Below are 24,726 nucleotides of genomic sequence, written 5' to 3'. Positions count from 1 at the left end.
CCGACTCACCCCTCTCACGCCGCAGCAGCGCTGTTTTAGTGCTCGAGCGGAACCTGATCCAGTGGGCAAGCGGGGTGTATAGGCATAACCGCGCACACATCAGTGCCCGAGTACCACTGGGATACTCGGGCACGTTGCCTTGTGCGGTCGCGGAAGGTTGACCAGCTCGGCGGTTTTAGAGCATGTCCTGCTTCGATCTCCGCAGGCGAGCACGCAGGATCAAGGCCACACCAAGCACGCTGATGATGCCAGCGGTGATCGCCAAGCCGCGCACCGCGGCCCCTGTGCGCGCTAAATCCGACGGCGAATCAGCTGCCGCTGCCTCCGCTATCTCCTCGCGTTGCTGCTGAGAGATCGGAACCACCGGGTTTTCGACCGGCCGGGGCGAGGAATCAGCATCCGCGCTACCATCGTGCACCCCAGCTTCGCGATGCTCTGCATTCTCCACAGCGGGGGCGCGATCCTCTTCCTGAGTGGTCTCGGACGTAGCTGTTTCTTCTGCCGGCTGCGGAGAGGAGGTGTGCTCCCCGCTCGGCTCGACACTGGGCTCCGTGGGGTGAGTGCTCGGGTCCGCCGTGGGGTCGGCGCTGGCTTGCGTTGTTGTCTCAGCACTGGGCGAGGAACTCTCCGCGCTAGTAGGTGAAGGTTGCTCGCTCGTAGCTTCCTCGGTGGAGCTCGGGGTGCTCGTCACACTCGTCTCAGTGTTCTCGGCTGCCTCGTCCGGTGAGGCTGAGGGCTCAGCTGAATCCTCGCCACCGGCATCCTCGGTGGGCTCGGTCCCGGCGCTCTCGGTCGCGGTGGGCTCAGCAGGCTGGGCGGGCTCGGTTGCGGTGGGCTCGGTTGAGGTCGGCTCACTCGACTCGGGCGAATAGCTGCTCTCCTCGGGCTCGGAAGGCTCGGAAGGCTCAGAAGTCTCAGAGGGCTCGCTACTTTCGCTACTCTCCGGGCTCGCAGTGCTTTCACTGCTGTCGCTGCTTTCACCGCCCGAGTTGCCGTCATCTTCGGAGTCTTCCGCGGCATCGTCGAGAAGCTCTTTGTCCTCGGCTTCGCTATCAACAGCTAACGCCTCGCTGGTGGCGAAACGATTCACCTCGAGGTAGTCCTCGTAGGTAGTGGTGTCGGTCACTAACCCGCCGGTGATGATGTCTTCGCGGCTGCGCACTACGAGCACCCGCGTGGTGCCGCTGGTTCCCTTGGTATTCGGGATGGTCTGTTTATCGTTGACCTGCAACGTTTCCATATCCACCACGTTGAGAGATCCATCGCCCTCGGCTGTCACCACTGCCGTTCCATCATCGAGGGGCACAATTCCCGAGATACTGTAGATGCCATCGATCTGGGCGGCATCGCTCAGCGCAGTGAGCGCGCCGTTGTCGTAGGTGAAAAACTGCACGCGGGAGCCCTTGGTGTAGCGGCTGTTGTAGAAAGCCACCGTGTCACCAGCGACCACCATGCCGGAGGGGCGGATCGTGCTGGCCACAGCCTCGCCACCAGGTATCACGGTGGTTTCGAGCTCTTCGGCGAGAGGATCGATGCGCAGCGGCGGTACCCGCCATGTGCCATCTTCCCGATCCACCCCGGTTGCAGGGAAAAACAGCAGGGAACCGTCGGCAAGCACTGCCATATCACGCATCGGAGAGAACCAGTAATTCTCGCCGTAGATGGAGCTGAGCGCCAGATCAGAGGCGGAATCCAACCCGTCGATGGTGGAGCGAACATTGCGGATGGGCCGCTCGCTGCGGCTGCCATCGCTGGTTACGCTCAGCAGCGATGCGTTGCCCGCGCCAAGGTTGCGCACGGCGTAGAGCACCCAGCCCTCGGTGGTGCGGGCGCTGGCTATCCCAGCGATCGGGCCGGCCTCGTCCTTGGCGATCACCTCAGTGATGTTCTCGAGCCCGCGCGGGCCCACAGTTGCCTGCTTGACCACCCCATCATCGAGGAAGAAAAGGACGTTAGGTTCTGGCGAGATCACCCACACACTGCCATCAGAGACAATCGGCAGGTGGTGGATCTGCTGCATCGTACGGGCATCGACCACACTGAGTGCATTCGTTGTGGCCACCACGAGATAGTCCCCCACAGACACAGCGCGCGATGCCCCCGCCTTGAGATCCGTGCGTACCCCGCCCACCAGCTTGCGCCCGCCCTCGGCCGCGGCTGGCATCCCACCGGCACCCACATAGGAAAATGAGACCGGCGCCAGCGGACTGCCGAGGTTATAGAAGTTGGAAAAGGCCCGCACCCCATCAACGGTGAGCGTGGGCACTAGATTATTCCAGCGCGCCACCTTCCCATCCTGGGAGAACCTGGCTGAGGAGGGGTTAATCGTGGCTATGCGCGCCCGCTTCTTCTCAAACACATCACCGCTGGGGTACTGCTTGGCGTACACATCCACCTCAAGATAAGAATCCTCGCCCACCACAACCGTGGGATCGCTGAACTCGAGGTCAAGATCGCAGTTGCCGCGCGCTGGGGCTTGCCCGCCGCAGTACTGCAAAAAATGCACGGTGCCGCTGAACTCAGCGCGGGTTTGAGTGCTCCCCTCATCGAAGCTGACGTTTTTCAGCGCAAAGCGGTAGCCACGCTCGACGAGATCATCGTCTCCCGCATTTTTACTCGCTCCGCCGCTGACACTAGTCGCCCCGCCGACATAGTTGATAAAGCTCTCGCGCAACGCCCACTCCATGGACTGCACAGCCTCAACATTGCTTGTCGACGCCACCTCGCCGCCATCGCCGTGCTGCGCCATGGCATATCCGCCAGGGTGAATGACCCCGACCGTGGAGACAGTGGTGACGGCCATACACGCCACAATCGTGCGGGCGAGAATCGCCTTAGGGTGGATGCGGCTAGATGCTGTCACGGTGACCTCACTCAATAGTTTCCGACAGCCCACGCTTAGGCTGCCCTTGTCTTTATTGAGCAAACTACATCCGGAACACCGTCGAAAATGGGGGGACGATATCCGTCTATACATCCTGATCATATCGACATAGGCGGGGGCAGATATAGATGTTTATATATTTTTAGACATTGCTTAATGCAAGCTGCGTTGCAGCAATCGAACATAAACCGGTGACTATATAACCCACCATTGCCATCCACTCCACCGGCGGGTTCCAGGCGGAAAAGATAATGATGAGAATAAATACTAGAACCCACATTCCCACAGCCACAGAAGCGGCTTTAACAGCGCTTTGAGCCGAAACTTCTGCAGTGTTCATCGCTCGCAGCCTACGACGTAAGGGATGGAAGAAGACGGCCACCACAGTGCCCACAAGCGCGGTGGAAAAACCAATTAAAAGGTAGACATTTCCCATCACAATGGAAACACAAACTGCCGCCACGACGAACGCGAGCACCCCCCTCTCTATGGGGGTAACAGCATAATATTTACGCCCATCTAAGAACACAGCTAGGTCGCCTTTTCCTGTGGAAAAATAATCCCGATCGTAGTCCATACCTAGTTAGCCTACCCTATACTTTTGACCGCTCTTAGATTAACCTTTGCGCAAACATGTAAAGGAGGGGTGAGTATGTCCATCTCACTTCTGCCCCGCGTTCGTCGGCAGCGCACCCAGCGTCGGCTCGCAGCGGGGCTAGCGGCGGCAGCCTTAACCGCCGCTTGTGTCATGCCACTAGCGCCTACGGCATCGGCCGATGACGACACCACAGACGTCGCCGAAACCAGCGAAAACATAGAAACCACCGAGGCTGCAGACAATGAGCAGCCGAGCACAACCCCCACTCGTTCTCACGGCTCATCCTCGTCGGATCTCTGGGGTTCATCTGGGCGTTCACCGCGCCCCAGCACCTCGGAAGCACACCCGCCCAGGGAGACCAGCACCCCATCAACCACTAGCTCCCCTACTCCTTCTTCCCCACGACGCTGCTCCGCGTCTGAAGGGGTGAATGTCTCCGGCGAGCTCTCGTGGGGTGTGCGGGAATCCTTCCGAAAGTACATCACCGGCCCCATCGCCAAGGGCAATTGGAAGGTGAGCGCCCCGGCGAAGGAGACAAACGGCAGCTTCGTCTTTCCTATCGACAAGGGGTTCGTGACCACCGATAAGGTGCGTGGCCTGATCCGTAGTAAAGGATCCGTGCAATTCAACGGCCACGATGGACTTCTAAAAACCATCTTTGAAGACCCCGCGGTAGAGATGACCTCTGCGCGCACCGGCAAGCTTTTCGCCTCCATGTACACCCAAGACACCGAGGGCAATCCGGTCAAAGGCCTCGACGGCGAGGTGCATTTCGCTGACCTCGAGTTTCGGTCCAGCCCTACGAGCTCTGGTAGCCATGTGGCCACAGCACGCATCACCCAGCGAGGCTCTGATGCCTTGGCCAATTTCTACCCCGCCGGTGATTCCCTGGATCCCGTCACCCTCACCATCAAGGTGAAGGAGGCCTGCGGTAGCGCCCCCAAGCCCACCCCACCGAATTCTGGTGGCGACTCCTCTCGCCCTGGCCCCCGGCCGAATCCCGGCGGCGGAAATGGCGGCGGCGTTGAGAAGCCGCAGCCTGGTGGCGACAACCCAACTCCGCCGAGCGGCGATCCTTTCGGTGAGGTTCCGTGGGGTGCAGATACCCCTGGCAACACCGATCCGGATGGCGGGATCGTTCCCCCGAACGCTCCCGGCGCCTCCGGCAATCCGCGAGGCACCACCGCCGCAGCGCTTCCGGCTACACAAGCAAGCACTGCCCGCACCTGCAATGCGGTCTCCTCCAGCCAAGTGGCCTGGGGCGTGAAGCAATCCTTCCGCAGCTACATTCGAGGCTCCATCGCTAAAGGCGGCTGGCGCACGAGCGGCGCCAGCGATAATGGCGGCACCTTTGTCTTCTCCGGCAGCTCGGGCAGCTTCGATCCCAGCGCGAAAGCAGGCACGATCGCAACCTCCGGCACGGTGGCTTTCAATGGCCACAAGGGGAAGCTAGATATGAAAATCCGCAACCCCCGCGTGGTGATCAAGGGTAATTCCGGACAGTTGGTGGCCAATGTCAGCTCCTCGGACACCTCCGGTAAACGATCCGATTTCGGCGAGGTAGCAATCGGAACCCTGCAGGTAAGCAGCCTCAACGCCAATGATTCACAGGTCTCGGGCTCCGCCAACGTCATCCTCACCCAGGCTGGCTCCCGTGCCTTCGCCGAGTTCTATCCCCCAGGCACTGCGATGGATCCGGTGAACTTCCGAGCCACACTCAGCGGCAGCTCCGCCTGCTCGGACGGTTCTGCATCCACGTCCAGCTCCGCCGGAGGCACCGGCGGGATGGCCTCCATTGGCGGCGCTGACGCCCTCGCCAGTGGAGACGGCGTTGGTGCCGTGGATCTTAACGGCGATGGCGTGATCGATGAAGAGGACATTGCCGAAGGCGATGAGGAATCCATGTTCGAAGAAGGCAAGGACGTGGACTTTAAGAACAAAAAGAAGAAAGGAACTGCTCTGGCATCCGTCAGTGAAGGAATGAGCCCGTGGCAGCTTGTTGCCGGCGGTCTTGTGTTTGTCCTCGCCGCTGCCGGAACCAGCTATCTCACTGTGCGACAGAAGAAGGGAGCCTAAGTGAAAATCCGCCTCGCAGCACTCGGCCTCATCGGCTCTGTTCTGCTCGCCGGATGTGGCTTAAACGTGTCCACCTCGGGCGAGAATTCTAACACCGCCAATGCCCAACAAACCAGCTTTGAGCAGGCACTGCACAACCTCAAAAATAGCTCAGCCGAGACCGGAGAAAATGGAGTTGTCCAGACCCAACTGGTAGGGGATGTCACCCCCATCGCCGAGGAGGTAACTCCTGAACTTCCCGTGGAGCTGAGCGATTCCGATGGCTATGACGTCACCGTCACCGACGTCTCTCGTATTCTTCCTCTTGACCTCTACGGCACCACCTCCCGCACGATCGCTGGCTTGGGTTTGCGGGCCAATATCGTGGGCCGCACAGTCAGCTCCGAAGAGCCCAGCTTGGAAGACCTGCCGGTAGTGACTCAAGGTGGCCACAACATCAATGTGGAAGCGGTGCTGGCCCTTGACCCGAGTCTCATCATTGTGGATCACTCCATCGGCCCAGATGAAGCTATCGACCAGCTCCGCGACGCTGGAGTAACCACGGTGGTGATCAACCCCAGCCGCACGATGGCGTCGATTGGCGACGACATCCGCACTATTGCCGGCATCGTCGGCCTCGATGGGGAGGGCGAACAGCTGGCAGAACGCGCCGAGAAGGAACGCGATGAAGCGATCGAGGCTGTCAGCGAGATCGCTCCCGAACACGCCCCGCGTGCTGCTTTCGTGTATGTGCGTGGCTCGTCCGGGGTGTTCTTCATCCTCGGTCCAGATAGTGGCACCGCAGAACTCTTCGAGTCAGTCGGGGCCGTTGATGCGGCCAAGGAAGCCAATGTCTCTGACATGGTCCCCGCCAACGCCGAAGCCTTCGCCAAGCTCAACCCCGATGTGATCGTGATGATGTCCAAGGGTCTTGAGTCCACCGGTGGTGTTGATGGCATGCTCGCCCGCCCTGGCGTGGCCGAGACAGAGGCCGCGAAGAACCAGCATTTTATCACCATCGCGGACAGCCAAGCGTTGAGCTTTGGACCGCAAACTGGCGAGATGATTCTTGCCTTCGCCACAGCTCTTTACAATCCCAACTCGCAGTAATACCGACTACACACCGAAAGGTATCCGTACCCTATGTCTCCGAACCGCTCGTCCCGCGCCCGAGTACGCCGCATGGCACTTGCCGGTGCAGTCTCTGCGTCACTTGCCATCTCTATGACCCCTGCAACCGCCTTCGCCGAGGTGGTCCAGGAAAAGAACTGTGTCGCCGAAAATCAGGTGCTCTCCGCCACCAGCGGCAGCTTCAACTGGAGTCTGCGTGATTCCTTTGTTCGCTACATCACTAGCCCTATCGCTAGGGGGTCAATTGAGGCCACTGGTTCTGTAACCGACGCCGGCGGTGGAAAAAATTGGACGTTCACGTCCGCCCAAGCGAACTCCACGAAGGCCGATTCGGTGACGCTTACTGTTCCGGGCAGTCTCCACTTCACTGGCCACGTCCACGACGGCACCCCGATTCTGGACAACACCTTCTCTAACTTCCGGCTCGAGATCGCTGGCTCCAAAGCAGTGATGTACGTTGACGCAAAGTACCGAAAGTACGTGGATACCACGACCATCGGTGATTGGGTCAGCCTGAGCAATATTCCCTTCGCCGAATGGACCCTCACGGACCCGTTCACTGGCGAGTGGGGAAAGAGCGTGAGCTTCACAAGCAAAGGTGAAGGCTACCTGACTGAGAAGGGCAAAGAGGCCTTCGGAGGCTTCTACAACAACGAGAAGGAGCCTGTTTCCGCGCTGAAGGTGGGCTCTGTTACCTTCGGCGAACACTGCGAGAAGCCCGAGCCCCAGCCGGAGCCGGCTCCCACCCCGGGGGATGAGACCACGCCGGGCGATGAGACCAAACCCGGAGACGACACCACGCCGGGCGAAGGCACCAAGCCGGGCGACGAGACCAAACCCGGTGACGACACCAAGCCCGGTGACGAGACCAAGCCTGGTGACGACACCAAGCCGGGTGACGAGACCAAACCGGGCGAAGACACCAAACCTGACGACGACACCAAACCGGGCGAAGACAGCAAGCCGGGTGATAGCAAGAAACCAGAAGAAGGCACCAAGCCCAGCGACGACAGCAAGCCTGGCGAGGAAACGCCGCCCGGCGGGGACACCAAGCCGGGAAACAACAAGAAGCCTAGTGTTACTAAGGATCCCAAGGGATCAAAGGGCACCGGCGAGGCGAAGGACTCCCCCACCAAGGGCGATGAAGTGGCTGGCGTTGCGAATGGTAACGGTCCACATGGTGGGGCCAACGCCGACAAGAGCCACGGGTCCTCGGGACTCGCCAATACTGGCGCCTCGGTGAAGGGCATCGCGGGTATGGCTCTCGGACTGGTGCTCACCGGCGCGGCAGCTATCTTCTTCGCGAGCCGGCGTAAGAGCGTCTAACGGCTTTCCGAGTATCAATCTGATGGTTCTTCACACCATCGTCATCATCCGCGCTAGATAGACCACTGCTCTCCTTCTCCCATCTCGTCACGGGGAAGGAGAGCAGTTCTTTTTGTGCATTCGATTCCCCCACACCACTGCGCAGCTGATGGTGGAGGATGGCGTCGATAAGCGCGAAAAAACTCCCCACCGCCAAGCGAGTGCTGTGCGGTGAGGAGTCTCAGCTTTGACGCAGGATTACTTCCAGCGGCCGCGATAGGTGAGGCCGCCAGGAAGGTTCACCCACACTCCGCCACGGGAGTTGAAGGTGACCGGCCCGACCTTGGTGGAGGTCGAAGCGCCCGAGCCGGAGAGGTTGATCCAGGAGTTCTTGCCTACCTTTTGGCGCTTACGGAACGTGATGCCCATGCTGATCTCCTAGTTCTGCTCGCCGTTGGGCTGCTCGCCCTCGTTGTTGTCAGTAGATTCCTCGCCTACGCCAGAGGGAACCACAGTGCTATCGGACTCGGGGACGTCCTCCTCCGCAGCGTCGCTGACATCCTTGATGGCGGCAGCGGCTTCGGGAGAAATCTCAGAGAAGGTCTCTTGGGGCAGCGGCTTCGGGCGCGGAGTGAACGTGAAGGTGGCACCGTCGGTGTCCTTGGACTCGCCGTCCCAGCCTTCCACGTCCACAGTCACAATCTCACCGGCACCGACTTCGCCGAAGAGGATGCGCTCAGAGAGGGCGTCCTCGATGTCGCGCTGAATGGTGCGACGCAGCGGGCGGGCACCCAAAACCGGGTCGAAACCGCGCTTGGCCAGAAGATTCTTGGCCTTATCGGTGAGCTCGATACCCATGTCCTTCTCCGCAAGGGCCTGCTCCACACGGGAGATAAGCAGATCCACCATCTGCACAATCTCATCTTGGGTGAGCTGGTGGAACACCACGGTGGAGTCGATGCGGTTGAGGAACTCGGGGCGGAAGTGCTTCTTCAGCTCATCATCCACCTTCTGCTTCATGCGCTCGTACTGAGCATCGTGGTCCATCTCCGAGGAACCGGTGAAGCCCAGACCCACCGGCTTGGAGATGTCCTGGGTGCCCAGGTTAGAGGTGAAGATGAGCACCGTGTTCTTGAAGTCCACCACACGGCCCTGGCCGTCGGTGAGGCGGCCATCCTCAAGGACCTGCAACAGGGTGTTGTAGATCTCCTTGTGGGCCTTCTCAATCTCGTCGAACAGCACCACAGAGAACGGCTTGCGGCGCACCTTTTCGGTGAGCTGGCCGCCCTCTTCATAGCCCACATATCCGGGAGGAGCACCGAAGAGACGGGAGGCGGTGAAGCGGTCGTGGAACTCGCCCATGTCGATCTGAATAAGGGCGTCTTCCTCGCCGAAGAGGAACTCGGCCAAAGCCTTCGATAGCTCCGTCTTACCCACACCGGAGGGGCCGGCGAAGATGAACGAGCCGCTGGGGCGCTTCGGATCCTTCAACCCGGCGCGGGTGCGGCGGATGGCGCGGGAGACAGCCTTGACGGCATCGTCCTGGCCGATGATGCGCTTGTGCAGCTCCTCTTCCATGTGGAGTAGGCGGTCAGACTCTTCCTCGGTGAGCTTAAATACCGGGATACCGGTCCAGTGGCCCAGCACCTCAGCAATCTGCTCCTCGCTGACCTCGGCGATGTCCTCTAGGTCGCCGGAGCGCCACTGCTTTTCCTTCTCCGCGCGCTCCTCGCCCAGCTTGCGTTCCTTATCCCGCAGACCCGCGGCCTTCTCAAAGTCCTGGGCGTCGATAGCGGCTTCCTTCTCGCGGCGCACGCTAGCGATACGCTCATCCACTTCACGGATGGAATCCGGGGCAGTCATGCGCTTGATGCGCATACGGGCACCGGCCTCATCAATCAAGTCCACTGCCTTATCCGGCAGGAAGCGATCGTTGATGTAGCGGTTCGAGAGGTTGGCGGCGGCAGCGAGTGCACTGTCAGTAATGGACACGCGGTGGTGAGCCTCGTAGCGGTCACGCAGCCCCTTGAGGATCTCAATGGTGTCTTCCACCGAGGGCTCGGGCACCTGCACCGGCTGGAAACGACGCTCCAGAGCGGCGTCCTTCTCGATGTGCTTGCGGTACTCATCCAAAGTGGTAGCACCGATGGTCTGCAGCTCACCGCGAGCCAGCTTCGGCTTCAACAGCGAGGCGGCGTCTATCGCCCCCTCGGCAGCACCTGCGCCGACAAGCGTGTGGATCTCATCGATGAACAGGATGATATCGCCGCGCTGGTTAATCTCCTTGAGCACCTTCTTCAGGCGCTCCTCGAAGTCACCGCGATAACGCGAACCGGCCACGAGTGACCCCAAGTCCAGCGAGTACAGCTGCTTATCCTTGAGAGTCTCCGGTACCTTGCCATTAACAATGTCGAGAGCCAATCCCTCAACCACGGCGGTTTTACCCACTCCGGGCTCACCAATGAGCACGGGGTTGTTCTTCGTACGACGAGACAGCACCTGCATGATGCGCTCGATCTCGTCCTCGCGACCCACTACGGGATCCAGCTTGCCTTCCTTGGCAGCCTGGGTGAGGTTGCGGCCGAACTGGTCCAAGACCAAAGAATTAGAGCGCTCACCGGCGCTACCGCCACCGCCGCGGCCCCCGGCTGCGGCGCCCGCGCCGAGCACCTTGCCGCCGGAGGGGGCGGCGCCACCCTCATCCTCAGAGCCTTCCTGGCCACCCTCATAACCGGAGAGCAGTTGAATAACCTGCTGGCGCACGCGCGGCAAATCCGCGCCGAGCTTCACCAGCACCTGGGCGGCTACGCCCTCGCCCTCACGGATGAGGCCGAGCAGAAGGAACTCAGTACCGATGTACTTGTGCCCCATCTGCAGCCCTTCACGCAGGGAGAGCTCCAGCACCTTCTTGGCACGCGGCGTAAAGGGAATGTGGCCACTGGTCTGCTGAGTGCCGTGGCCGATAATCTCCTCGACTTCTTGACGCACAGCGTCGAGGGAGATTCCCATCGACTCCAGCGCCTTCGCCGCAACGCCTTCGCCCTCGCTAATAAGACCGAGCAGGATGTGCTCGGTGCCGATGTAATTGTGGTTAAGCATGCGAGCTTCGTCCTGTGCCAGGACGATCACTCGGCGGGCTCGATCGGTGAATCTTTCAAACATGGTGTTGTCTATGTCCCCTTTACTCATAAGCCCCGCACGAAAACCCGCGCGGCGCTCATATAACTGGTGTCATTCGCTACACACACTCTAACGCGCGCGCGGCGGTGGGCATCCCCACCGCCGGTTACACCGTGCACTCACACAGCAGTCGGGCGGGCATTGATGCAGCTCACGCGGCCTTTGTAAAGGTGTACGCCTGTAGCGAACACAAGCGCTAAGCCCAAAGATTCTCACCGCCGCTCCTTGCCCTCAGAAAACTATAAGGTTAGGCTACACTGTAACATTTCCTTCGGGGGTTGAACTCCCTCCCCTCTGCTGCGCTAGGCACGTGACTGAAGGCCCGGCGCCGCGGCGGTGGGAGTAACCACCGCCCCACCTTCGCTGAAAGGACCCCCATGACTGCCTCTGTTGCTGAGCCTTTGTCCGTAGCACTTAAGGCCTCTACCGCCCAGGCACACGACTTGGCGGAAAACGCCGAGTTCATCAAGAAGGTCGTCGGCGGTGAGCTCGATGTTTCCGCCTACACAGCTCTGCTCGAGCAGACCTACCAGTTCTACGCTGCTTTGGAATCCATGAGCCGCGGGCTGCAAAACGATCCGATCTTTGCGCTCATCTATGACGAAACCCTGATGCGCCTGCCGCAGCTACGCCAGGACCTACGCGCCCTGCACGGTTCGGATGATTGGCGGGAGAACCTCACCATGCTGCCCGCCACCGCCCGCTACTGCGTCCGCTTGGCGGAGATCGGCGCATTGGCCGATGGCCCTGCTGCCCTGGCGCACCACTACGTGCGCTATCTCGGCGATCTCTCCGGCGGCCAGGTGATTGCGGTGATGCTCAAGCGCCACTACGGGGTGGATGAAAACGCACTGAACTTCTACCGTTTCCTCGGCATCGATAAGCCCAAAAAGTACAAGGATTCCTACCGCGAGAAGCTGGATAACCTCAAGCTCACTGATGAGCAGCGCGAACGGGTGCTCGACGAGGCCGGTCGCGCCTTCCGCCACAACATGGAAGTGTTCGGTGATCTCAAAGAGCTCACGGGAATCTAGGCCCACCTTTACCTGTTTCAATCACCGTCTACACGCCGTGTCACCGCTGCGTGCAGACGGTTTTTCTGGTTGGAATGCGGGCTCTCGCCTTAGCGCTTCACACACGGCGGCCCACGGCGGTGTCCTGGCCTGCACGTAAAGTACGGGGCATGCGCTTTCTTGAACAGCCCACCCATGAACTGACCTACTCCGATGTGTTTATGGTGCCCTCGCGTTCCTCCGTGGGGTCGCGGATGCACGTGGACTTAAGCACCCACGACGGCACCGGCACCACCATCCCGCTGGTGGTGGCGAACATGACAGCGGTTGCTGGTCGACGCATGGCGGAGACCATCGCCCGCCGCGGCGGGCTGGCTATCCTGCCGCAAGATGTGCCCGCAGAGATCGCCGCCGACACGATCCGCGAGGTCAAAGCCGCCCACCTCACCTTCGACACCCCGATCACGGTGAAGCCGCACCACACGGTGGGCTACACCCGCCACCTCATTCACAAGCGCGCCCACGGCGCCGCCATTGTGGTGGCAGAGGATAAGCCGGTGGGGTTGATTACGGAAAAGGATCTGCTGGGCGCCGATAACTTCACCCAGGTGGGCGCACTCATGGCCACCTCCCTGCTTACTCTGCCTGCGAACATCGAGCCCCAAGAAGCCTTTAGTCGGCTGCGTGATGCCTCCCGCAAACTCGCCCCGGTAGTCGATAGCGACGGCTGCCTGGCTGGGATCATGACGCGCACGTCTGCGCTGAGGGCCACGGTGTACACCCCTGCGGTGGATGCACAAGGCCGTTTGCGGGTGGGCGCCGCCATCGGCATCAATGGCGATATTGAGCAGCGCGTACGCGTGCTTATCGACGCTGGGGCCGACGTACTGGTGGTAGACACCGCACACGGCCACCAAGACTCAATGATCTCTGCGGTGAAGCGGGTGCGGGCAATGGATCCGGGCGTGCCTATCGTGGCCGGCAACATCGTCACCGCCGAGGGCGTACGGGATCTCGTGGAGGCTGGGGCGGACATCATCAAGGTCGGTGTGGGCCCAGGGGCTATGTGCACCACCAGGATGCAAACGGGCGTAGGCCGCCCGCAGTTCACGGCGGTGCTTGAATGCGCTGCCGCAGCGAAGGAGCTCGGAGCGCACGTGTGGGCCGATGGCGGGGTCCGCGATCCTCGCGACGTGGCTTTGGCCTTGGCTGCGGGCGCGTCGAATGTCATGATCGGCTCGTGGTTTGCGGGCACCTTCGAATCCCCCGGCGATCTGATGCACGACGCGGACGGACGCATGTACAAGGAGTCCTTCGGGATGGCCTCACGGCGTGCGGTAGAAAACCGCAACCAGCGCACCGAGGCCTTCGAGCGCGCCCGGCGCGAAATGTTTGAAGAAGGCATCTCCTCCGCCCGCATCTACATCGACCCTGCACGGGGCGGAGTGGAAGACCAGGTGGATTCCATCATCAGTGGTGTGCGTTCCTCCTTCACCTACGCCGGCGCGGACTCCATCCCGCGGTTTCATGAGCGTGCCGTGGTGGGCATCCAGTCTGCTGCCGGCTACCAAGAGGGACAGCCACGCTCCTCGCGCGGCTAGATCGGGCGCCCCTAGAACTCGTCCACGCGAGGCCACCGGTACACGCACGACGGCAGCACCCTGCAGATTGCAGGATGCTGCCGTCGATATCGAGTCTATAAAGCTGGCGCGCCAGTCACGCGGGGCGGGAGCGCGGGGCAGTAGCGCGAGGCGGGCCCCTGTGCCGTTGCGACCTCGAGACTTGCGGCCCTTAAGGGCTTGAGAACCTCAAGCGTCTACAACCCGAGGGCTGCCGCGAACTCTGTCTTCAGCTGGGCGAGACGCTGCTCCGCAGCTGGGCGATCCGTGGCGATAACCTCCAGGTAGCACTTGAGCTTCGGCTCGGTGCCGGAGGGGCGGGCCACGATGCGGTCGCCACCATCGGTTTCCACCCAGAAGCCGGTAGTGGGCGGAAGGCCGCGGAAACCTTCGGAAAGATCCGAGAAGTCCGTCACCGTGGCCCCAGCCAAGCTGGTGGGCGGGGTGGTCTTCAGTTTCTCCAGCGCGGCGGCAATATCGGCTGGATCGGACATGCGGAAGGTAAGCGGCGAGGTCACATACAGCCCATAGTCCGCGGCGATCTCATCGAGGAAGTCCTGCAGGCTCTTGCCTTCGGCCCGAAGCCTATCCGCCACGTCGGCGACGCGCAGGCAAGCTGTGATGCCGTCCTTGTCGCGCACCACCTCCGGGTCGGTGCAATAACCCAGCGCCTCCTCATAGCCCATCACCATCTCTGGGGTGCGGGCAATCCACTTGAAGCCGGTGAGGGTGGGCTGGAAACGTAGCCCGTGACGCTCGGCCACCTTGCCCAGCAAGCGCGAGGACACGATCGACGCCGCTAGGGTAGCGCCGCTGCCCGCGCAGGTGCGGGCGATGTCCTCGGCCAATACCGCCCCCACTTCGTCGCCGGACAGCTGGCGCCAGCCCTCGGCGGTAGGGATCGCCACAGAGCAGCGATCCGCATCGGGGTCGAGCGCCAGAATCAGCTCTGCGCCGCTGCGCTGTGCAGTGGCGATGGACAGATCCAGCGCGCCGTCTTCTTCCGGGTTGGGGAAGGACACGGTGGGGAAATCGGGGTTCGGCTCGCGCTGCTCGGCAACGGCGGTCACCTTGGTGAACCCGGCGCGGGAGAGCACAGTATCGAGGACCTCTCCGCCCACACCGTGCATCGCGGTGAACACGATAGGCAGATCCGACTCGCCGCTGCCGCGACGCAGGCTCACCGCACGGGAGAGGTACTCCTCCAGCACGGACTCATCGACCGGCTCGATGTTTTCCTTGCGGCGTACAATCTCATCAGCGGCGGGGGCTGCCGCAATGAGCTTGGCGATGTCTTTATCTGCCGGGCTGATGAGCTGCACACCTTTGGCGGCATCACCATCCACCACACGGCCACCGAGATACACCTTGTAGCCGTTATCCTTGGGCGGATTGTGAGAGGCGGTCACCATCACCCCGGCATCGGCATCGAAGTAACGCACACAGAAGGCGGTGAAGGGGGTGGGAAGCTGCGGCGGGATCAGGTGCACGATACAGCCGGCGGCGGCAAAGATCTCCGCGGCCGCCTGGTGGAACTCGGCGGAGCCGTAGCGGGCATCGCAGCCGATCACCACCACGGGGCGCTCGACCTTGGAGGTCAGCCACGCGGCCAGCCCGGCAGTGGCGCGGGAGACGGTGGCCACGTTCATACGGGATTCGCCAGCTTCATAGCGGCCGCGCAGGCCGGCGGTGCCGAACTCCAGCGGCCCAGAGAAGCGTGCTGCTAGTTCCTCGGTGTCGCCGGCATCGAGGAGAGCTTTCAGCTCGGCGGCGGTGGCGGGATCGGGATCGTGTGCGATCCAATCGCTGATGCGGGTGCTATCGATAGTCATTTAGTCCAGCTCCTTCAAGATTGCGGCGGAGGAGGAGCAGCCGAGGCGGCTGGCACCGGCGTCGATCATGGCCTGGGCGGTGGCGAGATCACGGATCCCGCCGGAGGCCTTCACTCCGAGGCGATCGCCCACGGTCTGGCGCATGAGCCGTACAGCCTCCACGCTTGCACCGCCGGCCGGGTGGAAGCCGGTGGAGGTCTTCACAAAGTCCGCACCGGCGGCCTCTGCGGCCTTACAGCAGCCCACGATCTCGTCCTCGTTCAGCACAGCCGACTCGATAATCACCTTCAGCAGCGCGTTCGGGATGGCGGAGCGCACCGCAGCAATATCGGCCTGCACGGCCTCAAAGTCACCCTCTTTGGCATCGGCAATATTGATCACCATGTCCACCTCGTCGGCTCCTTGCTGCACCGACAGCGCTGCCTCGGCGGCCTTGATCTCGGAGTGCACAGCACCGGAGGGGAAGCCGCAGACGGTGGCCACGGCCACGCCCTCGGGGGCGGTGATGGGCAGCTCGGAGGGCGAGACACAGATGGAGAACACGCCAAGCTCGCCGGCCTCGCTGGCCAGGGCCTCGAAGTCGGCGCGGGTGGCCTCTGGCTTCAGCAGGGTGTGGTCAATGTAGCGGGCGAGTTCTGCTCGGTTCAAGCTCATGTGGTAGCTCTCCTTAAACAATGCGATCGAGAATGATGGTGCGGGCTGCTGCTGGGGCATCGCCGATGACGATGCCGGGGCGGATGGATTCCAGTGCCCGCTCGAAACGGTCGGGGGTGTCGGTGTGGAGGGTGAGTAGCTTCTCGCCCTTCTTCACTTCTTGGCCGATCTCGGCGTGGATCTCGATACCGGCGGTGGCCTGCACCGGATCCTCCTTGCGGGCTCGGCCGGCGCCGAGGCGCCACGAGCCCACACCCAGGGCCAGCGCGTCCAGCTCGCTGAGCACGCCATCGCGGTCGGCGGTGACCACTTCTTGGTGGGCGGCCACGGGGAGGGGCGCATCGGGGTCGCCGCCTTGGGCACGGATCATCTTGCGCCACGAGTCCATGGCACGGCCGTCCTTGAGTGCTTCCTCCACATCGGGATCGTGTACCCCAGCCAACTCCAGCATTTCGCGGGCCAGCTCGCAGGTGATCTCCACCAGATCGGCGGGACCACCACCGGCGAGCACCTCGAGGGATTCCTCCACTTCGAGGGCGTTGCCGATCTTGCGCCCCAGCGGGGTATTCATATCAGTAAGCAGGGCACGGGTGCGCACGCCCGCGTCATTACCCAGATCCACCATGGTTCGAGCCAGCGCGCGTGCCTGGTCGAGGTCCTTCATGAAGGCACCCGAGCCCACCTTCACATCCAGCACCAAGGCGGAGGTGCCTTCGGCAATCTTCTTGCTCATGATGGACGAGGCGATTAGCGGAATGCAGTCCACGGTGGCGGTGATATCGCGCAACGCGTAGATCTTCTTATCGGCTGGAGCCAGCCCGGCGCCGGCGGCAGCCACCACTGCACCCGAATCCTCCAGAATCTCCATGAGCCGATCAGTAGGCACATCCGCCTGCCAACCGGGGATGGATTCCAGCTTGTCCAAGGTGCCGCCTGTGTGGCCCAGCCCGCGGCCCGAAAGCTGCGGCACCGCTACCCCATAGGAGGACACCAGCGGCCCGAGTGGCAGGGTGACCTTATCGCCCACTCCGCCGGTGGAGTGCTTGTCCGTGGTGGGCTTGGACAGCGTGGAGAAGTCCATGGTGTCACCGGAGGCGATCATCGCCTGTGTCCAGTCCACGATCTCCCGGCGGTTCATATCGCGGATGAAGATCGCCATGTTCAGCGCAGCCATCTGCTCATCGCCGACAACCCCACGGGTGTAGGCATCGATCACCCAGTTGATCTGCTCTGTTGAGAGTTCGCCGCCATCGCGCTTAGTGCGGATGATGTCGACGACATCGAATTGCTCAGCCATATCGCCTCTCAGTCCTCTTTTCTGTGTCGAGTTCCCTGTGCTGAGTACTCAAGCCGCGGCCCGTGACCTCACTCACCGCGACTCCCTAAAAGTTAGGTAGGCCCTTGATATTGGTCTTTGAGACCCAGTATCATCCCACCTAGAACAAATGTCAATACACGGATTAGCAATTGTTCCCCGCCTGTCGCGCTTTGCTTTCCGACGAGGAACCGTACGCTGATCAGCTAAGAGCTTGTGCGCAGCCTCACAGCAGTCCCAGCCTGTGTCCGAGGGGGCGTCGACAAGCTTGCTTCTTCTCCCCCAGTGAAAGGACCACTTCGCATGGTTGATCACGCCACACTGCTCGCGCGCGCCCGCGAAGCCGCCGAGCACGCCTACGCTCCCTACAGCGAGTTCCCCGTGGGCGCCGCCCTGCTCACCGCTGACGGCTGCCTCTACACCGGATGCAATGTGGAAAACGCCTCCTATGGGCTCACCCTCTGCGCCGAACGCAACGCCGCCACAACCATGATCGCCAACACCGAGCCCAGCGATAACGCAGGCCGACGCATCGACACCGTCGCGATCGTGGGCCTCAAGGCCCGACCCTGCTGGCCCTGCGGCGCCTGCCGCCAAGTGCTGCGCGAGTTCGGCTGCACCACGGTGGTGGTCGAGGGCGAGAATGGCGAGCCACTCAGCTTGGCTTTCGATGAACTTCTGCCCTATTCCTTCGGGCCCGAACACCTCTCAAAGGAGGCATAACCCATGGATCGCTTCCAAGGCCTCATCGGCATATTTGTGATCTTCGCAGTGCTCATCGCACTGTCTTCGAACCGCCGCCAGATTAATTGGCGCACCCTCGGCGTGGGACTGCTGCTGCAGGTCTCCTTCGCGCTGCTGGTGCTGAAGTGGACCCCGGGCTTCCACGCCCTCGAGGCCGTCTCCAGCGCGATCGAGAAACTGATCGACTACACCAACGAAGGCACCTCCTTCGTTTTCGGCCCACTCTTCGGCGATAACATGGGCTTCATCTTCGCCCTCAACGTGCTGCCGGTGATCATCTTCCTCGGCGCCATCATCGGCGCCCTGTACTACCTGCGCATCCTGCAATGGTTCGTGGAGATCGTGGGCACCGCACTGCGCAAGGTGCTGGGCGTGTCCAAGATCGAAGGCGTGTGGGCCTCCACGGTGGTCTTCCTTGGCCAATCCGAGGCGCCGCTGGTGATCAAGCCCTGGTTGCCCAAGCTCACCCGCTCCGAGCTGTTTACCTGCATGTCCGGCGGTTTCGCCGCCGTGGCCGGCTCCACCTTGGTGGGCTACTCTCTACTGGGCGCCCCCCTGCCCTATCTGCTGGCCGCGTCTGTGATGAACGCCCCCGGCTCACTCATGGTGGCCAAGGCACTTATGCCAGAGACCGAGGAATCCCAAGTGAACGCGAACGTGCGCGAGGTGCGCGATGAGGATTCCCGCAACATCATCGATGCTATCGGCGCCGGCGCGCTCTCCGGCGGCCGTATCGCCGTGACCGTGGCCTGCCTGCTGGTGGCCTTCATCGCCGGTATCGCCATGATCAATGCCGGTATCGGTGGCATCGGCAGCATCTTCGGCCAGGAAAACTGGTCGCTGGAGGGCCTGTTCGGCGTGCTGCTCGCCCCGCTCGCGTGGGCGATCGGTGTGCCCTGGGAAGAGGCTAGCCTGGTGGGTAACTTCATCGGCCAGAAGACCATTCTCAACGAGTTCGTCGGCTACACCGCCTTCTCCGAGCACGTGGATGATCTCTCCGCAAAGTCCGTGATGCTCACCTCCTTCGCCCTAGCTGGGTTCGCGAACTTCTCCTCCATCGCCATCCAGATCGGCTCCTTCGGTGCCCTTGTTCCCGAGCACCGCTCCGAAGTCGCCGAGCTGGGCATCAAGGCCCTGTTCGCCGGCTTCTGCACCAACATGCTCAACGCCGCCATCGTGGGCATCATCGCCCTATAAGGCAGGCGCTTATCGACGCCACCTCGCCCCCGCTCCTCGCCACTACGGCGAAGGCGGGGGCATTGCCATGTTTAACGCTCGAGGATCGCGCAGGCGGTGTGATGATCGATCACTAGGTGCGTAGCAAGGCCCATGCGCAGTGCGGCCGCGATCGCCTCCACCTTCGATAGCCCGCCGGCGACGAGGATCCGCACGGGGCGGGCCGCCAAATCGGACAAGCTGATGCCCACGGTGCGCTCATCTACGCTCGGCGCGGCAATCGCCCCCTCGCTGGTGAAAAAGCGGGAGCAGGCATCGCCCACCGCGTCGCGCTCCAGCTGCTGGATTTCCTCCTCACTGAGGTAGCCCATCGACAACGGCAGGGAATCACGGCGCACCGCGCCCACAGTAAAGATGGCTACGTCCGTCTGCGCGCCCAGCTCTAGGGTGTGGCTGATCAGCCGATCCTGTTCCACCACGGTTTTGGTTTCGGCATTATCAAAAATCACCGGCAGCGGCAGGGTGCGGGCATAGGCGCCGAAGGCGCGACAAAAGAGATTAATGGTCTCGATATCGTTACTGGAACGTTTGCTATAGCTCAACCCTCCCTTGAGCTGCACGATCTCCACGCCTTGGCGCGGGGTGTCGCTGAGCGCCCGAGCCACCGCGTACATGGTGTTTCCCCAACTAACCCCCACCAGCTGGCCGTCTTCCACGTGCTCCTGCAGCACCAGGGCCCCCATGCGGCCGAGCTCCTTGAGGATCTCCTCCGAGCTATCACGAGCCACCTGGGCCACCCGCACCTCCTTGAGCCCATACTGGCCAAAGCGCTCCACCAAGGTTTCGGCCACGTGGCCACGCTGCTCGCGCGGATCCAAAATCTGGATCACCACATAGCCGCGTTCCCGGGCGTGCTGCAACAGCTTCGCCACCGTGGGGCGCGAGACCCCCATCTCGCTAGCCACCTCAGCCTGGCTCATCGCAGATTCGTAGTAGAGCTTCGCCGCGCGGAGGGCCTGTTCATCACGAGCATCCATGCCGGGGAGGTCTTTCCTTGCAGTAGGTGTGAAGGTCTAAACACATGGGGGCGGATGCACCCTTCATCAGGGGCGCCCAACACGCTGCGCGCCCACTCATGAGGATGATCACCGTGAGGCGAATTTTACTCCCTCCCACCAGCCTCACCTAACCCGCCACCACCTCCTCCGCCGAGGCACCACCGTGCCCCGAAACCCGTTGGCCACTACCCCAGCCCCGGTGAGATCCACCACAGTTTTGGGCACAGTTTGGATACGGCCATCCCTGCGCACAGCCGAGTTTTAAGCACTTTGATGATGAGTACCCAGCCGGTAGCCAGCAGGCTCACAGCCGATCCCCAGACTTCCCCCGCACCCACCTCGCCCTCACACCCATGAGCTGCGCTTTTAGGCTGTTCTTGGGGTAGTGAATTCTAGGTGTATGCACCACCGGATGGGGCTAGGTGGCCGAAGGTGGTCGGGCTAGTGTTTTCGGCTATGACAACAGTGTGGAAGACGCTCGCGGCGGTGCCGTTGACGTCGCAGAACGCCACCGCAGTGAGTATCGCGCTACTGGTGTTCGCCGCAGTGGCCGCAGCGATCGTGCTGCTGCGCGGGCGGCAGGCACATCGGCGCATCGCTGTCGCCGCGCTTGCAACCGGGGTGATCGTGCCCCTCGGGATCTGGCTCGGTGTGGAAAAGATCTGGCGCCCCTTTCCCGATCACATCCCCACCGAGATTTATCTCTCAGGCGGGGTGGCAGTAGCAGCAGTGCTGGCAGCTGTAGCAAGCCTCGCGGTGCGGCCGCGTCGACGCGGAGCGCTGCTGGTGCCCTGCGCACTGCTCGCCGTGCTCGGATCCCTCATGGTGGCCAACACCGCCTATCAGGTTTATCCCACCCTCGGCGCGCTGGATCCGCGGCCGCATGCGGCCACCATGACCATCGGCGAGGCCGAGCAGCTGCGCGCGACACACAGCAGCCCCACCGGCTCTAATGGTGAGGACATCGGTGCCGTGGTGAACATCGATATCCCCAGCGGTTCGGGCTATCAGCCCCGCCCCGCCCAGGCTTATCTCCCGCCGGCGTATTTCCGGGGCGCTTCCCTTCCAGTGCTGCTGCTCATGCCAGGCTCACCGGGGTCACCGCCCCAGTGGTTCAGTACCGGCCAGCTCACACGGGTGGCCGATGGCTTCCAGCGCGGCCACGGTGGCAACGCCCCACTGATCCTCAGCGTGGATGCTACCGGCACCTTGGCCGGCGCACCGAAATGCGTGGGCGAGGTAGAAGATTATGTGCGTAGTGCCGTACCGGATTATGCGATCTCCTCACTCGGGGCTACCCCAGATCGCAACCGGTGGAGCATCGGTGGGCTGTCCTACGGCGGCACCTGTGCGCTCCAGATCTTCTCCCGCCACCCGGAAGCCTTCGGCACGGTGCTGGACTACTCCGGTGAGGCCGAACCCTCGGTCGGAAACCATCAGCAGACGGTAGACCAGCTCTTTCACGGCAGCGAAACGGCCTTCGCCGCCCACAATCCGCGCGATATCCTCAAGGCAGCACAGGAGTCTGGATCCACCGCCTATCGCGGCCGGGCCGCACGCCTCGCCGCCGGGGAGCGCGATCACGATGCCCAGCAGGCTATGCAGGGCTTTGACACCCAGCTGCGCGCTGTAGGAGTAGACAGCGCCTACCGCAGCTATCCCGGCGGCCATACCTGGCAGGTGTGGCGCGCAGCCATTGCCCACGACTTCGACTTCATTGCCCAGCGAGGGGGACTGACATGACCAGCACATCCGATGCCACCGCCGACCAACTTCACAGCCCCGCACCCGAGCCCACCTTGCTCGGGCTGGTGCGCACCCGTCTGCTCGGGTACCTCGCCTCCGGCCCAGTCACCCTCGCCATCATCGCGGGAGCGTGGCTCATCCATGCCATAGGCATCGACGCCGTCTTCGGCCCCCACAGCTACGTGGAGAAAGTACTCATTAGCGGACTGAGTACCCAGACCGTGCTGGGGCTTATCCCCGCCACCTGTGGCTTGCTGGTGCTGGGCATCTCCGCTGAGCGTGCCCTCGGCACCTGGCGCTATCTATTGGCGGCTCTCCTCTCCCACGCCCTTGCGGTGAGCCTGGCTGTGATGATCGGCGAGACGTGGGATTCTCACTCCGGTTGGGCTCGGGAGGTGGCTACCGGCTCGATCCTCACCCCCGCAGTATGGCTTCTAGCGGTAAGCATGCTGGCCGCACCCCGCTACCCAGTGGTGTGGCGCCGGCGGGTGCAATTCTTTGCCGTGGTGACCGCGGCGGTGCTGGTGCTGTACTCCGGTACTCTGCAGGATGTGGCCTTGGCGCTCGCGGTGTGTGGCTGCGGGCTGCTCACCGCCCGACACTGGGATTGGCAGGCCACTGTCCGCGAGCAACGCCGCATCAACGCCACCACCGTCATGGCCGTGGTGATCGGGCCCTACCTCGCGGGGTTGAACCCGCACAGCGATGCCGTGTTCTCCGCCCTAGGCCGCTTCGTGGCCACCCCCGAGTGGTCTTTGGAAACCGCGCGAGAAATCTGCGCCACCGCCCGCCACAGCTCCGCCTGCACCGCGGCCACCTCTGCAGTGCACGTGGCAGGGCTTGGCCCCTTCTTAGGCAACGCGGCGATCGCCTTAGTGTTTGCGGTGCTCTGCTATGGATTGGCGAAGGGCCGGCGCCGTGCGCTCATCGCCACGGTACTCATGTTGCTGGCCACCGCTGGGGTGGTGGTGACCTCCTCTTCCAGTATCGGCATCGCGTGGCTGCCCTTCGCCCTCCAAGCAGTGGCGCTGGTGTTGCAGCGCCATCTGTTTAACCTCACCGGCTCCGATCATGCGCTGCGCCGCGCCCTCGCGGTGCTGGCCGCCGTCGGCCTAGCGCTGTCCGCCCTGTGGCTGGCACTCGTTCCCAGTCTGCTCGGGCTGCGTGAGCTCCCCTGGCGTTTCCTTCCGCCGGTGCTGTCGAAGTTCTCCCCCACCCCGCTGCTGCCGGAGACCGGCCTGCAACGCTTCAGCTACGAGTGGACCTCGGTGATCTTCTGGACCGTGGTGGCGCTGATGCTGTGGCGGCTGTTTACCTCGCCGGCGCCGTCCACGGTGCCCGCCGCGGTGCGCCGAATCCTGCGTGAAGGCACTGGCGATCACATCTCGTGGATGAGCACCTGGCCGCATAACTGTTATTGGGTGGCCGAAAAGGAGCGCGGTTTTGTGGCCTATCGGGTCCACGGCACCGTTGCCGTGACCGTGGGCGCGCCCGTGGTGCGCGAACCGGCCGAGTGGGCCGAAGTGGCCGATGAGTTTGAGAGCTACGCCCGCGGCCAAGGTTGGCGTGTGGCCTGGTATTCGGTGAATGAGGATTTCGCCGCTACCCGCGCCCCGCAGTATTGCTCCCTGCACGTGGCAGAGGAGTCCGTGGTGTCGGTGGGAATCGAGTTCAAGGGCAAGAAGTTTCAGGATGTGCGCACCGCCCGCAACCGCGCCGCCAAGGAAAATATTCACTATCAGTGGACCACGTGGTCGGAGGCCAGCCCAGTGATCCGTGCCCAGATTCACGCCTTGAGTGAGCAGTGGGTGTCCGAGAAGGCGCTGCCCGAGATGGGCTTTACGCTCGGCTCGGTGTCAGAGCTGATCGACGACGAGGTGCAGCTGCTCATCGCCGTGGATGACACCCTTCACGTGCACGGAGTGACCAGCTGGCTGCCAGTGCGCCAGCACGGCGAGATCGTGGGCATCACGCTGGATTTCATGCGGCGCGACCGAGAAGGTTTCCGCCCTGTAGTGGAATTCCTCATTGCCGAGGCCATCACTACCGCTCCCACGATCTATGGCCCGCAGCTTGAATGGGTGTCTTTATCTGGGGCCCCGCTCGCAGGCGGCGACACCTCCAGCCTGCTCGGCATGGTACTCAGCGAGCTCGGCGGAGTGCTCGAACCACTCTACGGCTTCCGCTCCTTGGCCGCCTTCAAACGCAAGTTCAAGCCCATGGAACACTCGTGGCTGCTCTGCTATGACGACGCCTCCTCGCTGCCTGCCATCGGCCTCGCCGTCTCGCGCTGTTATCTGCCGCATGTGAAGCTGCGCGATGCCCAGGCAGCCGCCGCCGTGTGGGCTGAGGCTAAAGCAGAGCGCAAAGAGCGCCAACGTGCTGAGACCACTCGTTCTTAGCCCTGCTCGTCGCG

17 protein-coding genes are annotated in these 24,726 nt (G+C 62.5%); 9 read left to right on the top strand and 8 right to left on the bottom strand.

Going from position 1 to position 24,726, the window contains the following annotated elements; genetic code table 11:
* Positions 1-175: 175 nt before the first annotated feature.
* Together CCICO_RS02025 and CCICO_RS02020 are read right to left on the bottom strand one after the other, a co-directional pair.
* Positions 176-2,863 (bottom strand): HtaA domain-containing protein, encoded by a 2,688-nt coding sequence (locus tag CCICO_RS02025; protein ID WP_167540129.1) that lies wholly within the window; start codon positions 2,861-2,863, stop codon positions 176-178.
* Positions 2,864-3,026: 163 nt separating this feature from the next.
* A complete protein-coding gene (locus CCICO_RS02020) occupies positions 3,027-3,461 on the bottom strand; it encodes a hypothetical protein (RefSeq protein ID WP_018018795.1) in 435 nt (144 codons plus the stop codon).
* A gap of 75 nt (positions 3,462-3,536) precedes the next feature.
* On the opposite strand from CCICO_RS02020, the gene CCICO_RS02015 reads away from it, so the two are divergent.
* From CCICO_RS02015 to CCICO_RS02005, 3 genes are read left to right on the top strand one after another with little or no spacing between them, the layout of a single operon-like run.
* Positions 3,537-5,558 carry an HtaA domain-containing protein gene (locus CCICO_RS02015; protein ID WP_083878230.1) on the top strand — a complete coding sequence of 674 codons (2,022 nt, stop codon included), beginning with the start codon at positions 3,537-3,539 and terminating at the stop codon, positions 5,556-5,558.
* Positions 5,559-6,647: a heme/hemin ABC transporter substrate-binding protein gene (locus CCICO_RS02010; RefSeq protein ID WP_018018792.1), complete on the top strand. Its 1,089-nt coding sequence runs from the start codon at positions 5,559-5,561 to the stop codon at positions 6,645-6,647.
* A 33-nt stretch (positions 6,648-6,680) separates the two neighbouring features.
* Complete coding sequence (locus CCICO_RS02005) at positions 6,681-7,994, top strand: HtaA domain-containing protein (protein WP_018018791.1); 1,314 nt, start codon at positions 6,681-6,683, stop codon at positions 7,992-7,994.
* A 237-nt stretch (positions 7,995-8,231) separates the two neighbouring features.
* Here CCICO_RS02005 and CCICO_RS02000 read toward each other — a convergent pair whose 3' ends face one another.
* The gene (locus tag CCICO_RS02000) at positions 8,232-8,402 is read right to left on the bottom strand and encodes a DUF4236 domain-containing protein (RefSeq protein WP_018018790.1); all 171 of its coding nucleotides are present in this window, start codon (positions 8,400-8,402) and stop codon (positions 8,232-8,234) included.
* A 9-nt stretch (positions 8,403-8,411) separates the two neighbouring features.
* Positions 8,412-11,135 carry an ATP-dependent Clp protease ATP-binding subunit gene (locus tag CCICO_RS01995; RefSeq protein WP_018018789.1) on the bottom strand — a complete coding sequence of 908 codons (2,724 nt, stop codon included), beginning with the start codon at positions 11,133-11,135 and terminating at the stop codon, positions 8,412-8,414.
* Positions 11,136-11,530: 395 nt separating this feature from the next.
* Here CCICO_RS01995 and CCICO_RS01990 point away from each other — a divergent pair, with 395 nt between their 5' ends.
* Complete coding sequence (locus tag CCICO_RS01990; protein WP_018018788.1) at positions 11,531-12,187, top strand: biliverdin-producing heme oxygenase; 657 nt, start codon at positions 11,531-11,533, stop codon at positions 12,185-12,187.
* A 149-nt stretch (positions 12,188-12,336) separates the two neighbouring features.
* Positions 12,337-13,767 carry a GuaB1 family IMP dehydrogenase-related protein gene (locus CCICO_RS01985; RefSeq protein WP_018018787.1) on the top strand — a complete coding sequence of 477 codons (1,431 nt, stop codon included), beginning with the start codon at positions 12,337-12,339 and terminating at the stop codon, positions 13,765-13,767.
* Between the two features lie 215 nt (positions 13,768-13,982).
* Here the strand turns inward: CCICO_RS01985 and CCICO_RS01980 are convergent, their stop codons facing one another.
* Genes CCICO_RS01980 through CCICO_RS01970 form a run of 3 tightly spaced genes read right to left on the bottom strand, consistent with a single transcriptional unit; the run spans position 13,983 to position 17,568 of the window.
* Positions 13,983-15,617 (bottom strand): phospho-sugar mutase, encoded by a 1,635-nt coding sequence (locus tag CCICO_RS01980; protein WP_018018786.1) that lies wholly within the window; start codon positions 15,615-15,617, stop codon positions 13,983-13,985.
* The gene (gene deoC, locus CCICO_RS01975) at positions 15,618-16,271 is read right to left on the bottom strand and encodes a deoxyribose-phosphate aldolase (protein WP_018018785.1); all 654 of its coding nucleotides are present in this window, start codon (positions 16,269-16,271) and stop codon (positions 15,618-15,620) included. It abuts the gene before it with no gap.
* A gap of 13 nt (positions 16,272-16,284) precedes the next feature.
* Complete coding sequence (locus tag CCICO_RS01970; RefSeq protein ID WP_018018784.1) at positions 16,285-17,568, bottom strand: thymidine phosphorylase; 1,284 nt, start codon at positions 17,566-17,568, stop codon at positions 16,285-16,287.
* 321 nt (positions 17,569-17,889) lie between these two features.
* Here CCICO_RS01970 and CCICO_RS01965 point away from each other — a divergent pair, with 321 nt between their 5' ends.
* Complete coding sequence (locus CCICO_RS01965; RefSeq protein ID WP_018018783.1) at positions 17,890-18,309, top strand: cytidine deaminase; 420 nt, start codon at positions 17,890-17,892, stop codon at positions 18,307-18,309.
* Positions 18,310-18,312: 3 nt separating this feature from the next.
* On the top strand, positions 18,313-19,527 hold the full coding sequence (locus CCICO_RS01960) for a NupC/NupG family nucleoside CNT transporter (protein WP_018018782.1): 1,215 nt from the start codon (positions 18,313-18,315) through the stop codon (positions 19,525-19,527).
* A gap of 71 nt (positions 19,528-19,598) precedes the next feature.
* On the opposite strand, the gene CCICO_RS01955 is transcribed toward CCICO_RS01960, so the two are convergent.
* Positions 19,599-20,543 (bottom strand): sugar-binding transcriptional regulator, encoded by a 945-nt coding sequence (locus CCICO_RS01955; RefSeq protein WP_018018781.1) that lies wholly within the window; start codon positions 20,541-20,543, stop codon positions 19,599-19,601.
* A gap of 477 nt (positions 20,544-21,020) precedes the next feature.
* Between CCICO_RS01955 and CCICO_RS01950 the strand changes: the two genes are divergently transcribed.
* The gene (locus CCICO_RS01950) at positions 21,021-22,307 is read left to right on the top strand and encodes an alpha/beta hydrolase (protein WP_018018780.1); all 1,287 of its coding nucleotides are present in this window, start codon (positions 21,021-21,023) and stop codon (positions 22,305-22,307) included.
* Entirely contained in the window at positions 22,304-24,712 is a 2,409-nt protein-coding gene (locus CCICO_RS01945; protein ID WP_018018779.1) for a bifunctional lysylphosphatidylglycerol flippase/synthetase MprF, read from the top strand. The genes CCICO_RS01950 and CCICO_RS01945 overlap by 4 nt, the downstream gene beginning before the upstream one ends.
* Positions 24,713-24,726: the final 14 nt, after the last annotated feature.

This window comes from Corynebacterium ciconiae DSM 44920 (assembly GCF_030440575.1).
Classification (GTDB): domain Bacteria; phylum Actinomycetota; class Actinomycetes; order Mycobacteriales; family Mycobacteriaceae; genus Corynebacterium; species Corynebacterium ciconiae.
Note: the sequence above shows the minus strand (reverse complement) of the source record. Positions and strands in the feature narration are given on the sequence as shown.